A 14,780-nucleotide genomic window follows, 5' to 3' on the forward strand; every position below is an offset into this window, starting at 1 on the left:
GGTTTAATTGAACAACCAAAAGAAAATCAAGAAACTTGGCATTTTTTTTCATATTGTGAATAAATTATGTTTTTACTTCCTATAGTTATCTCGTATCTTGTACCTTCTAATTACCTTGCATAAAAACACACAACCATTAATCTATAAAGCTCTATGCACATAGCAGTTGCCGGAAACATCGGTGCAGGAAAAACAACCTTAACCAGGTTATTAGCAAAACATTACAACTGGGAAGCCAACTTTGAAGATGTAGTAGACAACCCTTATTTAGATGATTTCTACAATCAGATGGAGCGCTGGAGCTTCAACCTTCAGATTTACTTTTTAAACCATAGGTTCCGTCAAATCCTACAAATTAGGGAGAGCGGCAAGGAAATTATTCAGGATAGGACCATTTATGAAGATGCATATATTTTTGCCCCCAACCTTCATGCCATGGGCCTGTTGACCAATAGGGATTTTGAAAACTACAAGAGCCTTTTTGAACTGATGGAGAGTTTGGTTCAACCGCCGGATTTACTTATCTATTTAAGAAGTTCCATTCCCAACCTGGTAAAACAAATCCATAAACGTGGGCGCGAATACGAGAACAGTATTTCCATAGATTACTTAAGCCGACTTAACGAACGCTACGAAGCTTGGATTCATGGGTACACCAAGGGCAATCTCCTTATTATTGATGTAGACGATTTGGATTTTGTAGATCAACCTGAAGATTTGGGAACTATCATCAATAAAATAGACGCAGAAATCAACGGATTATTTTAGGGAGTATTAGCAATAAAACCATTTGCTTTTGCATGTTCTATAGCTTGTTCACTAGTTTCCACTAATAGCACAGGAGTTGTTTTATATGCGCTAAAGAGACTTCTAACCCGTTCCATTCTTCGTTTATGGGCTACACTTCTTATGTAAATGGCACTTATCTGATTTGGATATAGCTCCGCTATTTCCTTATAGATATCTGCATCATGCTCCCCACTATCCCCGATTAAAATAAATTTTAAATTGGGATATGTTTTTAAAATATTGAGTATCTCCTTTTGCTTTTGAGGTTTTTCGTCCGGTCTTTTGCGCAGCCCAAGGCTTGGGAAATTTCGCAACAATATGGGACCTTTGGGAAAGTCGTTTTCTTGTAGAAAAAGTTCTAAATACCTGTACATGTTCCATGGGCTATGGCTCACATAAAAAATAGGGTTCGCCTCCTTTCCGGATTGCCCCCTGTGCAGTAAATTGTAGAATTCCGCAGTACCTTTTAAGGGTTTCCGGTTACTGACCCTTTTAAAAATGGTGTTTACGATTACCTTCCACTTTAACGAAGAGACCACGCCCGTATGCAAGATTGTATCATCTATATCGCTTATGACCCCAAACTGTGCAGTAGCGGAAGGTATTAACAATTCTCCGGGAAACTTATTCTGATGCAGAACTTCCCTACGGAGAGAGGCATCCGAGTATGAAATCTCATAATTTAACCAACCTTCCCCATTGGTAAGCTCCTCTAGATTATTTTGCGGTTCATCAAAAGTATAATACCCTCTACCATCTGTTTTTCCGGTAAGGGTTCTCCCATCAGGAAGTTTTATCCTAACGCAGGTATTGCGTATTTCATCGGTTTCAAAACGCTTGTAACTGTTCCAGATTAAATTGAAGAAACCCTTTTTTGACAAATCTATTTCCTCGTCTTCCAAAGCCCTGCCACGCGCGTAAAAGTGCGAATTGGTCCCATAGCCCTGAAAAGCCATAATCTGCAACTTGTCTTTCTTTCCGAATAAACCCATGACATCAAATATACTTAAATATAGTGCTCAGACCGACTACAATAAAAATCTATGACTAATCAAAAGTAGCGTTCACGCACCCAAAGGTACGTTTCCCTCAGTACCGGTTTCAAACTAAAAGAGTTGGCTTTAAGTTTAATCATGTTTAACCCTGTCGATTTTTCAAAATCGACTCTAAACCCAGAAAAGATGAAACCAAAGAAAAACCCACAAAAAGACCTAAACAGAAACCGTCCTATCTATTTTCTATTTGGGCTATTGTTTGTTCTTATGTTAACCCTTGCGGCCTTTGAATGGAAGACCTATGACAAAACTTATGATTATGTCGTCTCCATGAACATAGAGGACCAACTAACCGAAGAACTCCCCATTTTAGTGGAGTTCAAAACCCCTCCTCCCCCAAAACAAATTACGGCACCTCCTATAATTGAAATAATTGACGATGAGGAAGAAGCCGTTGAAGATGTATTTGAATCTACCGAGACCAATCAAAACGAAGAGATTTTAGAAGTGTCCGATATCGAAGTTTTGGAAACCGATGAACCTGAAGAAATGTCTTTTATGGTCATTGAAGATGTTCCTGTTTTTCCCGGTTGTGAAACCCAAAAAGACAAACGTGATTGTTTCCAGAAAATGATAAACAGACATATTGCTAAAAATTTCAGATACCCTGAATCTGCCCAAGAAATGGGAATTCAAGGCCGAGTGAACATTATGTTCGTGATTCAAAAAGATGGAAGCATAGGCAATGTACAATTACGAGGTCCGGACAAAAGCTTAGAAAAAGAAGCAAAAAGAATTATTGATAAGCTACCCCAAATGAAACCTGGCAAACAAAGAGGAACCCCGGTACGGGTGCCTTTTAGTATTCCCATTACATTCAAACTTCACTAATCAAAAAAGGGGCTTAATAGCCCCCTTTTTATTTCAATCTATATTTAAATTATTTTCGAATATCCACCTTTTCAATGGTGATTTCAGCATCCGTTCCTTTATTGGATTCAACGTCTTTTTCAAAAGCCATTAATTGGCTTTTTACAGTTGATTCCGTACCCTTAAAAACTTTTTCTTGAACAAACTTTTCTCCGTTTACAACTGTAGTATATGCAATTGTTGCCTCAGCCATATTCGTATCAATAGCATTCATCTCAATTTTGATTTCCTTCGTGTTTTCAACATCGGCCATACCCGTTGCGTTCATGGCGATACTTGGCGCAATCACCAACGCCACAACGGACATTAATTTCAAAAGAATATTTAAAGAAGGTCCAGATGTATCTTTAAACGGATCACCAACAGTATCTCCTACAACTGCAGCCTTATGTGCATCCGTACCTTTGCGGCCATCGGATTCAATCATCTTCTTAGCGTTATCCCATGCACCACCGGCATTGGACTGGAAAATTGCCATTAGCACCCCGCAGGTTGTTACACCCGCCAAAAGACCGCCCAACATTTCCGCTCCACCAATGAAGCCAACTGCCACCGGAACAGCAATAGCCAACAATCCGGGCAGTACCATTTCTTTAATAGATGCCTTTGTGGAAATATCAACACATTTATCATACTCTGCATATCCATCTGCTGCATCAAAAATAGCCCTTTGTTCCGAAGTAGCTTTTGACATATCAGAATCTACTTCACGCATGACCTGCAAGGCCGCTTTTAACTGGGGAATATCCCTGAATTGACGTCTTACCTCCTCTATCATTGCCATGGCCGCACGACCAACAGCATTCATAGACAAGGCCGAAAACACAAACGGAAGCATTCCACCCACCAAAAGACCTGCCATAATTTTAGGTTGGGACACATCAATTGAAGTTACGTTCGCCACTTTCATAAAAGCCGAAAACAAAGCCAAAGCCGTTAAAGCAGCAGAAGCGATAGCAAAACCTTTTCCTATGGCCGCAGTAGTGTTACCAACGGCATCTAATTTATCGGTACGCTCCCTAACTTCAGAAGGCAACTCCGCCATCTCCGCAATACCACCTGCATTATCGGAAATAGGTCCGTATGCATCAACAGCCAACTGAATTCCAGTGTTTGCCAACATCCCAACAGCGGCAATAGCTATACCATATAAACCTGCAAAATGATGGGAAACTAAAATAGCGGCCGCAATCAATAAAATAGGAATCATTGTAGACATCATTCCCACTCCCAAACCAGCAATAATGTTCGTTGCAGCACCTGTTTCGGATTGCTCAACAATAGAAGAAACCGGCTTAGTACCGGTTCCCGTATAATATTCCGTAATCTTTCCTACACCTAGACCGGCAACCAAACCGGCAATGGTAGCAATGAAAATTCCCATTGCCCCCATTGGCAGACCTTCAATAGTCTCAGGAATTAAAGCGTTTATAATAAAATAAGAAGCAACCACCATTAGACCGGCAGAACCGAACTCTCCAATATTTAAAGCAGTCTGTGGATTTCCACCATCCTTTACCTTAACAAAAAAGGTTCCTATAATAGACATGACAATACCAACAGCGGCAAGCACTAACGGTAAGTAGACCGCTCCCATACCTCCAAATTCCGGAGTTATGATAAAAGCACCCAAAACCATGGTTCCAATAATAGACCCTACATAAGACTCGAACAAATCCGCTCCCATACCTGCAACATCCCCAACGTTATCCCCAACATTATCTGCAATCGTAGCCGGATTTAAAGGATGATCCTCTGGAATACCCGCCTCTACCTTACCTACCAAATCTGCCCCTACATCTGCGGCTTTTGTATATATACCACCGCCCACACGAGCAAAAAGTGCAATAGAAGATGCTCCTAAAGAAAATCCTGAAAGTACATTTAGGACCAAACCTAAATTATCCGCACCAGGCCAAACACCTTGGTACACCATAAAAAGACCACTAAGCCCCAAAACACCAAGTCCAACAACACCAAGCCCCATAACGGCACCACCCGCAAAAGCAACTTCCAAGGCCTTACCTAAAGAGGTACGCGCAGCCTGTGTAGTTCGTACATTAGCTTTAGTAGCTACTTTCATGCCAATAAAACCGGCCAGTGCAGAACATATAGCACCTACAATAAAAGATAAGGCAACCATTCCGTGCGAGCCTACCTCGTTACTACCTTTAAAATAAAGCAGCACCGCCACAGCTAACACAAAGATTGCAAGGATTTTATACTCTGCTTTTAAAAAGGACATTGCACCATCTGCAATATTCTTAGCAATACGAGCCATTTTGGCATCACCCTCGTCTTGTTTACTCACCCATACGTTTTTGGCAAAGACGAATACTAAAGCCAATATTCCAAATACTGGCAGAAATTTCACTACTAATTCCATTCGAGTTGTTGTTTAAGATTTCTAATGCCAACTAAAGTAATGAAATTGATCATATAAAAAAAAGCCTTTTTTATTGCTAAAAAAGGCTTTTTAAGGAGTGAATTTTATTTATATCGTAAAAGTGCGCTTCTTTTTTAAATCGCTCTCATCATATCGTTGTACACATTCTTTGTAAATTTTAACGGCCTCTTCGGCATCGCCCCATCCACCGGTGTCAACTTTTTTCTTTTCCAAATCCTTGTACACTTTAAAGAAATGCTCAATTTCTTTTAAACGGTGTGGATTTAGGTCACTTATATCATGGTTATTGCTCCAAATAGGATCCGAAACAGGTACACAGATAATTTTTTCATCCGGCCCTTTTTCATCGGTCATATGAAACACACCAATTGGCCTTACTTCCATAACGACCATAGGATATGTTGGTTCTGCACCCATTACCAAAACATCTAGCGGATCTTTATCCAATGCTAAAGTCTCTGGAATGAAACCATAATCTCCAGGGTACATCATTGATGAAAAAAGCATACGGTCAAAACGTATCTTATGTAGTGCAAAATCGTATTCATATTTATTCCTACTTCCTTTTGGAATCTCAATTAAAACGTCAAAAGTTATGTCAGCTTTTTTTCCCATTTTTTAGGTTTATTTTACAGCTGCGAAGGTACAAAAATGCATACGTGTCTACCCGCAAATATTGAAAAAACATCGGCTTTTTTGACAATTATTAGAATTTGGAAATTCTTACAAGCTCCATGGCCTGAATAAGAAACAACAAATGCATAATTATAAATAATTCGTAATGAACGAACTACATAAATACGACTAGACTAGAAACTTCAATTAAAAATCAAAACCAAATGTTCCCGTAATACTAAAAGGACGTGCATCAGGTGCATCCAAATAGTTACCTCTAAAGTTAAAATCTATTCTAAGAATTTTAAATATGTTACCAATACCAAAAGAATATTCGTAATAAATTTTATCGGATGGTGCCTGCAATGGGGTATTTATGGTTGCCGGCGTACTTAGAGCTATATTTTCATCTGACAAATCTCCCCAAACTCCTCTAAGGCCAATAATCTCCCTTAAATTCAGCTTTCGCAACAACGGAATACGAGAAAAAATTCGCCCGTTAAAATTATGTTGCAGGTGCAATGCCACATAAGTATCCGTAACAAATTCATAGAAATCCAAATTTGGAAAGGTGCCGTAATTTGAAAAGAATGTCTGGTTTCCAGGAACCACATTCAACAACCCAAGTGGTACCGTATTAAAGGTCTTACCCATCTCCAAGGTAGAAAAAAGTCTACCAAAACCACCTATTTGCCATGGCTGACTGTATGAAAATTGAAGCTTGCTATAACTAAAATCGCTATCAAAAACTACATCTACACCTTTGGTATAACTTAATAAGAGCGTACTGTAATCATCATTCATACCCTTACGCTCCACACCATAGCCAATAGTTCTCTTGCCAGGCGTATAAATCATGATTGCATTAAAATCAAACTGATTTATCTCAGATGAAATTCCCGTTGGGGAATCGGGGTCCACATAATCCAAACTAAAATCATCCGGTAAAGCAGAGCTTAATTTTCTAAACGTTCCGCCAACCCCAAACCTTACATTGGTAATAGGCTCAATCTCTACACTGAATTTACTGAGATTAATGTTCGTTAACCTGTTATTGGCACCAACGGTAACCAACGAAGACGAGGCAATGCTACGGCCAAGAACATCATTTGTAGCCGTTAGGCTTACCCCCAGCTGCTCAATATCGCGCCGGTTGCCCCCAGAAACAATAAGCCTGCTCTTTTGGTCAAGCAATATTTTTCCTGACACTCCATGTTTAAACTTTCTATCTGTAAAACCATACGCGGTATATCCTTCAACACGCCAAAGGTCATTTTCACCAAAATAGGAACGTGCCCCAATACGTACACGTGGGCCTTCTGCTTGATTGTAACCAAAAACATCATATACCGAACCGATGTCCATATTCCACTTATCAATCTCTACATACCCACTACCTAAAATACTTACTAGATTGTAGTACGACTTAAATTTAGGAACCGTCTTTAAGGTATCCAATAGCTGGTAAATTCCTTTTTCGTCCTTGTTTAAACTCTCCAACCTATTATTCTGCCAAAACGTACTGTCCCGGTTTAAGACCACAGGGTCATACGGGTTACTCTCTGTCTTATAAAATTCTTTGGGTTTCTTTTGATCAAAGGCATAATTATCAAATACGGTAGTACGCTTTCCGTACATACCTCTGGACTCTTCCTTTTTCTGAAAACTAAAATCGCTCATCATATAATCGCGCTTCAGTAGAAATACGGAGTCATTGACCACCTCAAAATCCTGTTCAATATAAATTTCCTTTACCCAGTTGATATTGGCACTTTTGGTAACTTCTAAATTGATGTTCTTTACGGCATAGGTAGTATCATTTACCCAAAAGTCTCCCTTAAACGTAAGTTCGTTCTTTCGTCTTGGATAATAGACAATATTATAGCACCATTTATTTTCTATGAAAGCACTATCCCTAAGTGCATAATTATAAACATCCACACCCGTTCTTGACAGTGGGCTGGTAAAACTTTTATCAAAGAACTTTAAATAATTATCATAAATATCATATTCTTGATAGAGGTCTGCCACAAAGGCGATTATAGCCTGATTGTTGTCAAAACCTGAGTTTTTGTTACCCAATATATCTTCCTTTTCCTCATCTAAGCGATTGTCTCCATAAACTTTGGAGAAGGTTTCGTTCAAAAAGATAGGCAGGTAAGTCTTACCGGTAATACGCGAAGTGTCCAAATCCTTAAAAACAAATTCTAGCCCCTTGAATATTTTTTTCTTCATCAAGGCGCTGTCTATCGTATTCAGGTCAAATTCTACCTTTTCATATTTCTCAAAGGCATATTGATCAAACTTACGCAGGCCGTTCTCTCTTTTTTTAGCCCATATTTTTTTCAGTATTTCTACCGCAGGATTGTTTTTCTTAGGTTGTTTTCCTCCAACAAGCACAACTTCATCTAATTGTTGGGAGGCCTCTTTCATGACAACCTTCATTTTATAGGTTACTTTAGACTCTAGCGGAATCTCTACATTCTCATAACCAATAAAGGAGACTACAAGCGTGGTATGGTCCCCATCCGACTCCATATAGAAATTACCATTATCATCCGTAATGGTACCCTCATATGAACCCTTAAAAAGAATATTAGCGAAAGCTACCGGCTGGTTATCTTCGTCTACAACTGTACCGCCTACTTTTGTTTGTGCACCGACAACCAAAGAAAAAAGCAGTAAAACAAATAAAAGGAGGTTCTTCATCTAAGAAATTTTCTCTGTACTCTATAAACAAATAATGTACCAGAACAGATTATAGTACAATTGTTGATTAGTTTTTTTTTGCATTCAAAATAAAGTCCGCTACTGTTTTCAAGCTAAAAACCTAAATCCAAGCCAAAAAACACTAAACTGAAATCCTAAAAAAAATGCTTCACCGACACTAAGTCGGTGAAGCAAAAGTACCTTTACAAATTAGTTATATCTATTTGTATAACACTTTCTTAACAGCCTTAACCACATCTTCATGGTTTGGCAACCATTCTTCCAACAATACTGGAGAATATGGCGCCGGTGTATCGGCAGTGTTTATTTTCTCTATAGGTGCATCCAAATAATCAAAAGCATTGGACTGCACGTGAAAGGTCAATTCCGTTGCCACATTGCCAAACGGCCATGCCTCCTCAAGAATAACCAAACGATTTGTTTTCTTTACAGACTTTAGTACAGCTTCGTAATCCAATGGTTTAACGGTACGTAAATCAATGATTTCACAGCTAATACCTTCTTTTTGAAGTTCGTCCGCAGCTTTATCGGCCTCTTTAATTATTTTACCAAAGGATACAATAGTAACATCGCTACCCTCTCTTCGGATATCGGCAACACCTAAAGGAATTGTGTATTCCCCCTCAGGAACCTCACCCTTATCTCCGTACATCTGCTCAGACTCCATAAAAATAACAGGATCATTATCGCGAATAGCCGATTTCAACAACCCTTTTGCATCTGCAGGATTGGAAGGCACTATAACCTTTAACCCAGGACAGTTAGCATACCAGCTTTCAAAAGCCTGGGAATGTGTTGCGGCCAATTGACCTGCAGAACCCGTAGGACCTCTAAAAACTATTGGACAAGGAAATTGCCCACCAGACATCTGACGGATTTTAGCCGCATTATTGATGATCTGATCGATACCCACCAAAGCAAAGTTAAACGTCATGAACTCTATTATAGGACGGCAACCAGTCATTGTAGACCCTACACCTATACCAGCAAAACCTAGTTCGGCAATTGGCGTATCTATAACTCGTTTGGCACCAAACTCGTCTAGCATTCCTTTAGAAGCTTTGTAAGCACCGTTATATTCGGCAACCTCTTCTCCCATCAGATAAACTGACTCGTCTTTTCTCATTTCTTCCGACATCGCCTCGACAATGGCTTCCCTAAATTGTAATGTCTTCATATTATATGGAGTATCTTTTTATTATGATCGTTAAAAACGCAAGCAAAAATAGGAAAATATATATCAATTAAAGGGCTCTCAGAATCAAAAAAAGTTATAAAAAATACTATGCATGCATAGTATTTTCGAAAAAGTTTCCATATCTTCGTCTAGATTATAAATAGCTTTATAGACATGAAAATATTAGTTTGCATAAGTAATGTTCCTGACACGACCTCAAAAATAAACTTTACGGACGGTGATACAAAATTTGACACCAATGGCGTACAGTTTGTCATAAACCCTAATGATGAGTTTGGTTTAACCCGTGCCATGTGGTTCAAGGAAAAGCAAGGAGCTACCGTACACATTGCTACAGTAGGCGAAGCCAGCGTAGAACCAACTATGCGTAAGGCACTTGCCATTGGCGCTGATGAAGCCATTAGGGTTAACGCCGCTCCGGTAGACGGATTTTTCGTTGCCGAACAACTGGCCAACATTGTTAAGGACGGAGCCTACGACCTTGTTATAGCAGGCAGGGAAAGTATTGATTACAACGGAGGAATGGTTCCCGGAATTCTGGCCACTCTTTTGGGAATGAATTTTATAAACACCTGTATAAGTCTTGAAATAGAAGGCGATACGGCAACGGCTATACGAGAAATAGACGGCGGAAAAGAAACCGTACAGGCTTCCCTACCTCTAGTTATTGGTGGGCAAAAAGGCCTTGTACAGGAAAGTGATCTAAAAATACCTAACATGAGAGGTATTATGATGGCTCGAAAAAAGACACTTACCGTAGTGGAGCCTATTGATGCTACCGTTGCGACCAAAGATGCGAAATTTGACAAGCCTACCGCAAAAGGAAGTGTAAAATTGGTGAATTCCGCAGATGAGTTGGTAGATTTATTGCACAACGAAGCTAAGGTAATTTAATTACGCTAGATAGGTTCTCAACCACGGGCCACATGCTCACAAAACCCTATTCAGCTTAACTTTATCTCTAAAAATTAAACAATACACCACATGTCAGTATTAGTATATACAGAATCCGAAAACGGAAAATTCAAAAAAAGTGCCTTTGAAGTGGCATCATATGCCAAAGCTGTGGCAGACCAGTTAGGCTCATCAGTTACTGCAATTGCATTTAACGCTAGTGATAACGAAGCCTTGGGAACTTATGGTGTTTCCAAAGTATTGAACATAGCCAATGACAAACTTTCCACTTTCAGTGCCGCCGCATACGCTAATAGTATTATGCAGGCCGCCAATAGTGAAGGTGCACAGGTAGTTATCGTAAGCTCCAGCACCAACAGCAAATTCTTGGCGCCAATCCTAGCTGCGAAATTAAAAGCAGGATACGTACCCAATGTTGTTGCCGCGCCGGAAAGCACATCTCCATTTAGCGTAAAGCGTACCGCATTTAGTAATAAAGGCTTTGCTCATACAGAAATTACTACGGACAGCAAGATCATTGGTGTTTCCAATAACGCATTTGGCATAAAAGAGAATCCCACAACTGCAGCAGTTGAAACTTTTAATGCAGATTTAAGCGATGCTGATTTCTCCGTTAAGTCCGTTGAAATAGACAAGGTTGCTGGCCAGGTAACCATTGCGGACGCAGAGATTGTGGTTTCCGGAGGACGAGGTCTTAAAGGTCCTGAAAACTGGGGAATGATCGAAGATCTTGCCCAAGTTCTTGGTGCCGCTACGGCTTGCTCAAAACCTGTTTCCGATATGGGATGGAGACCCCACGGAGAGCACGTTGGCCAAACCGGAAAGCCGGTTGCATCCAACTTATACATAGCTATTGGTATTTCAGGAGCTATACAACATTTGGCAGGAGTAAGTGCCTCAAAAACCAAAGTGGTCATTAACTCAGACCCCGAAGCACCATTTTTCAAAGCTGCCGACTACGGAATTGTGGGCGACGCCTTTGAAGTGGTACCAAAGCTCATCGAAAAATTAAAGGAATTTAAAGCGCAAAACGCTTAATTTTTGTTAATTTGCGCTCATTAAAGGGCTGTTTAAATGCATGGTACGCCCGTATTTAAACAGTCTTTTGTATTTTAAAGATTCTATGAGCTTAGTAAGGTTAAAAATAAAAGGTATTTCCTATAGCCAAACACAAAACGGGGCATATGCCCTTATTTTGAACGAAGTGGAAGGCGATCGTAAATTACCCATCGTTATCGGTGCTTTTGAAGCACAGTCCATTGCCATTGCACTTGAAAAGGAAATAAAACCGCCTAGACCTTTAACCCACGATTTGTTCAAAAACTTTTCAGATCGTTTTGACATTGTTATCAAACAGGTTATTATCCACAAATTGGTAGACGGTGTTTTTTACTCCAGTATCATATGCGAGCGCGATAAAATTGAGGAGATTATAGATGCCAGAACCAGTGATGCCATTGCATTGGCACTCCGGTTTAACGCCCCTATTTTTACCTACAAGACTATTTTGGACAAAGCAGGAATCTTTTTAAAGTTCTCGTCAAAAGACAAGGAAAAAGAAGAAACCGATGACAGCATTGTAGTTGACGAAATCTTACAAGAGGGCGAAACTGTAGAAATCGAATCCGGTGCAACAGATGGTTATACGGAACTTTCTGTTGATGAGCTCCACAAAGAGCTTGATCAAGCCGTAGCCAATGAAGATTATGAAAAAGCGGCCAAATTACGGGACGAGATTTCAAAAAGAAACTGATAAACAAGCAAGTACCCTATGAAAATCAACCCTTGGATTGTTCTGCTTGCCCTTTTCATCTTTTTCCCATCCATAGCACAAGATAGTATTACCGTACACAATGTTGAAACAACGGTAATCAATGATGTAATTTCAGAAACCACCAACAAAATAAAACCTAACGAAGGCTTTACTCTAAGTAGTTTAGGCCGTGGTGTATTGGGAATGGTGGTGCTTTTACTTATTTCATTTTTATTTAGTTCTAACCGAAAGGCCATCAATTGGAAAACGGTTGGCATTGGCCTTACCCTACAACTATTCATTGCTGTTGGTGTACTAAAGGTGCCTTTCATCCAAAAGGGATTTGAATCCGTTGGTGAAGTTTTTATCAGTATTTTAGGGTTCACCCGTGCGGGAAGTAAATTTCTTTTTGAAGGTTTAGTGGTTGACACTAATACATTCGGCTACATTTTTGCATTTCAAGTATTGCCTACCATTATCTTCTTTTCAGCACTTACCTCTTTATTATTCTATTTAGGAGTAATCCAGAAAGTGGTTAGGGCATTGGCCTGGATGCTTTCTAAAACATTGGGTATATCCGGAGCCGAAAGTCTTTCTGTTGCAGGAAATATTTTTTTAGGTCAGACCGAAGCACCTTTATTGATAAAGGCGTATTTGGAAAAAATGAACCGTTCGGAAATACTATTGGTAATGATTGGCGGTATGGCTACCGTTGCCGGAGCTGTTTTAGCTGCTTATATAGGTTTTTTAGGTGGTGAGGATAAATTGCTGCAGTTGGTTTTTGCGAAGCACTTATTGGCTGCATCAGTTATGGCCGCACCAGGGGCAATCGTAATCTCAAAAATATTATATCCGCAAACGGAAGTCGTTAATACGGATATTGAAGTTTCTACGGAAAAAATCGGTTCAAATATGTTAGACGCCATAGCTAACGGAACAACTGAAGGGCTAAAATTAGCGGTTAATGTTGGTGCCATGCTTTTGGTTTTTGTTGCTATGATTGCCATGATCAATGGTATTTTAGGATATGCTGGAGACCTGACCCATTTGAATGATTGGATCGTTGAGAATACTGCTTATAAAAAATTCTCTTTAGAAGCTATTCTCGGAACCATCTTTGCGCCTCTTATGTGGCTAATAGGCGTTGCAAAAGAAGACGTTATGTTCATGGGGCAATTATTGGGTATAAAGCTAGCCGCAAGCGAGTTTATTGGCTACAAACAATTGGCGGAACTTAAGGATTTAAGCAGAGGAGCCAACCTTACTTACAACAAATCTGTTATTATGGCCACTTATATGCTCTGCGGATTTGCAAACTTTGCATCTATAGGTATACAGATTGGCGGCATCGGCTCTTTAGCTCCCGGTCAACGCAAGACACTTTCCGAATTTGGTCTTAAGGCCGTTCTTGGTGGTTCAATTGCATCTTTACTCTCCGCTACTATTGCGGGTATGATTTTGGGGTAACCGAGAGTTAGAATATTCAGCAAAAATATCTCGGTTAATAAATTACTGATAACTCAAAATAGCAATTCCTTTTCCTTTTCCTTTTACCCATTATCTTTACGCTACTATGAAACAATACCACGATTTACTAAAGCACGTACTCGAAAACGGTAACCAAAAAGGAGACCGTACAGGAACTGGAACATTGAGCGTTTTTGGATATCAAATGCGTTTTGACCTTTGCAAAGGTTTTCCCATGGTAACGACCAAAAAGCTACACCTGAAGTCTATTGTTTATGAGTTGCTTTGGTTCTTGAAAGGAGATACAAATATTAAATACCTTCAAGAAAACGGCGTGCGTATCTGGAATGAATGGGCAGACGAGAATGGTGATTTAGGCCCTGTTTATGGTCATCAATGGCGTAATTGGAACAATGATGAGATTGATCAAATTAAAGATGTTATTCAATCTTTAAAAAACAATCCTAATAGCAGACGTATGTTGGTTTCCGCATGGAACCCAAGTGTACTTCCGGACACTTCAAAATCGTTCTCTGAAAATATAGCCAACGGCAAAGCGGCACTTCCTCCCTGTCATGCCTTTTTTCAGTTTTATGTTGCTGATGGCAAGCTTTCATGTCAACTTTACCAACGTAGTGCAGACATCTTTCTAGGCGTACCGTTTAACATTGCATCTTACGCACTATTTACAATGATGATGGCACAAGTGTGTGGCTATGAGGCAGGTGAATTTATTCACACTTTTGGCGATGCCCACATCTACAACAACCATATGGAACAGGTAGAATTGCAATTGAGTCGCGAACCTAGGCCACTACCAAAAATGGTTATCAACCCGGAAATAAAAGACATTTTCGACTTTAAGTTTGAAGATTTCAGCCTGGAGGATTACAACCCTCACCCACATATTAAGGGTGCTGTTGCCGTTTAGCGTTCACCAAAAATATTATTGAGCTCATGGCGTACATTCTATAATCCTTA

General features: G+C 39.7%; 12 protein-coding genes. 7 read left to right on the plus strand and 5 right to left on the minus strand.

What is annotated here, in order from left to right; genetic code table 11:
* Nucleotides 1-153 precede the first annotated feature (153 nt).
* Nucleotides 154-768: a deoxynucleoside kinase gene (locus tag SJY45_RS09435; protein WP_215441155.1), complete on the plus strand. Its 615-nt coding sequence runs from the start codon at nt 154-156 to the stop codon at nt 766-768.
* Here SJY45_RS09435 and SJY45_RS09440 read toward each other — a convergent pair.
* Nucleotides 765-1,781: an App1 family protein gene (locus SJY45_RS09440; protein WP_400070292.1), complete on the minus strand. Its 1,017-nt coding sequence runs from the start codon at nt 1,779-1,781 to the stop codon at nt 765-767. The two genes, SJY45_RS09435 and SJY45_RS09440, sit on opposite strands and share 4 nt — an antisense overlap.
* A 189-nt stretch (nt 1,782-1,970) precedes the next feature.
* Between SJY45_RS09440 and SJY45_RS09445 the strand changes: the two genes are divergently transcribed.
* Nucleotides 1,971-2,675 (plus strand): energy transducer TonB, encoded by a 705-nt coding sequence (locus SJY45_RS09445; RefSeq protein WP_400070294.1) that lies wholly within the window; start codon nt 1,971-1,973, stop codon nt 2,673-2,675.
* A 49-nt stretch (nt 2,676-2,724) separates the two neighbouring features.
* Here the strand turns inward: SJY45_RS09445 and SJY45_RS09450 are convergent, their stop codons facing one another.
* The 4 genes from SJY45_RS09450 to SJY45_RS09465 form a co-directional block, all read right to left on the minus strand.
* Entirely contained in the window at nt 2,725-5,100 is a 2,376-nt protein-coding gene (locus SJY45_RS09450) for a sodium-translocating pyrophosphatase (protein WP_400070296.1), read from the minus strand.
* A 108-nt stretch (nt 5,101-5,208) separates the two neighbouring features.
* Entirely contained in the window at nt 5,209-5,736 is a 528-nt protein-coding gene (locus tag SJY45_RS09455) for an inorganic diphosphatase (protein WP_215441147.1), read from the minus strand.
* A gap of 207 nt (nt 5,737-5,943) precedes the next feature.
* Nucleotides 5,944-8,445 (minus strand): DUF5686 family protein, encoded by a 2,502-nt coding sequence (locus SJY45_RS09460; RefSeq protein ID WP_289041553.1) that lies wholly within the window; start codon nt 8,443-8,445, stop codon nt 5,944-5,946.
* Nucleotides 8,446-8,665: 220 nt separating this feature from the next.
* Complete coding sequence (locus tag SJY45_RS09465; protein WP_400070299.1) at nt 8,666-9,643, minus strand: pyruvate dehydrogenase complex E1 component subunit beta; 978 nt, start codon at nt 9,641-9,643, stop codon at nt 8,666-8,668.
* Nucleotides 9,644-9,817: 174 nt separating this feature from the next.
* On the opposite strand from SJY45_RS09465, the gene SJY45_RS09470 reads away from it, so the two are divergent.
* The 5 genes from SJY45_RS09470 to SJY45_RS09490 all read left to right on the plus strand — a co-directional run bounded on the left by SJY45_RS09470 (nt 9,818) and on the right by SJY45_RS09490 (nt 14,730).
* The gene (locus tag SJY45_RS09470; RefSeq protein ID WP_289041552.1) at nt 9,818-10,558 is read left to right on the plus strand and encodes an electron transfer flavoprotein subunit beta/FixA family protein; all 741 of its coding nucleotides are present in this window, start codon (nt 9,818-9,820) and stop codon (nt 10,556-10,558) included.
* A gap of 90 nt (nt 10,559-10,648) precedes the next feature.
* On the plus strand, nt 10,649-11,617 hold the full coding sequence (locus SJY45_RS09475; RefSeq protein ID WP_400070302.1) for an electron transfer flavoprotein subunit alpha/FixB family protein: 969 nt from the start codon (nt 10,649-10,651) through the stop codon (nt 11,615-11,617).
* A gap of 85 nt (nt 11,618-11,702) precedes the next feature.
* Nucleotides 11,703-12,332 carry a bifunctional nuclease family protein gene (locus SJY45_RS09480; RefSeq protein WP_215441137.1) on the plus strand — a complete coding sequence of 210 codons (630 nt, stop codon included), beginning with the start codon at nt 11,703-11,705 and terminating at the stop codon, nt 12,330-12,332.
* An 18-nt stretch (nt 12,333-12,350) separates the two neighbouring features.
* Nucleotides 12,351-13,799 carry a NupC/NupG family nucleoside CNT transporter gene (locus tag SJY45_RS09485; protein ID WP_400070304.1) on the plus strand — a complete coding sequence of 483 codons (1,449 nt, stop codon included), beginning with the start codon at nt 12,351-12,353 and terminating at the stop codon, nt 13,797-13,799.
* A 106-nt stretch (nt 13,800-13,905) separates the two neighbouring features.
* Complete coding sequence (locus tag SJY45_RS09490; RefSeq protein WP_400070306.1) at nt 13,906-14,730, plus strand: thymidylate synthase; 825 nt, start codon at nt 13,906-13,908, stop codon at nt 14,728-14,730.
* Nucleotides 14,731-14,780 lie beyond the last annotated feature (50 nt).

The organism is Zobellia russellii (genome assembly GCF_044597075.1).
GTDB lineage: Bacteria > Bacteroidota > Bacteroidia > Flavobacteriales > Flavobacteriaceae > Zobellia > Zobellia russellii.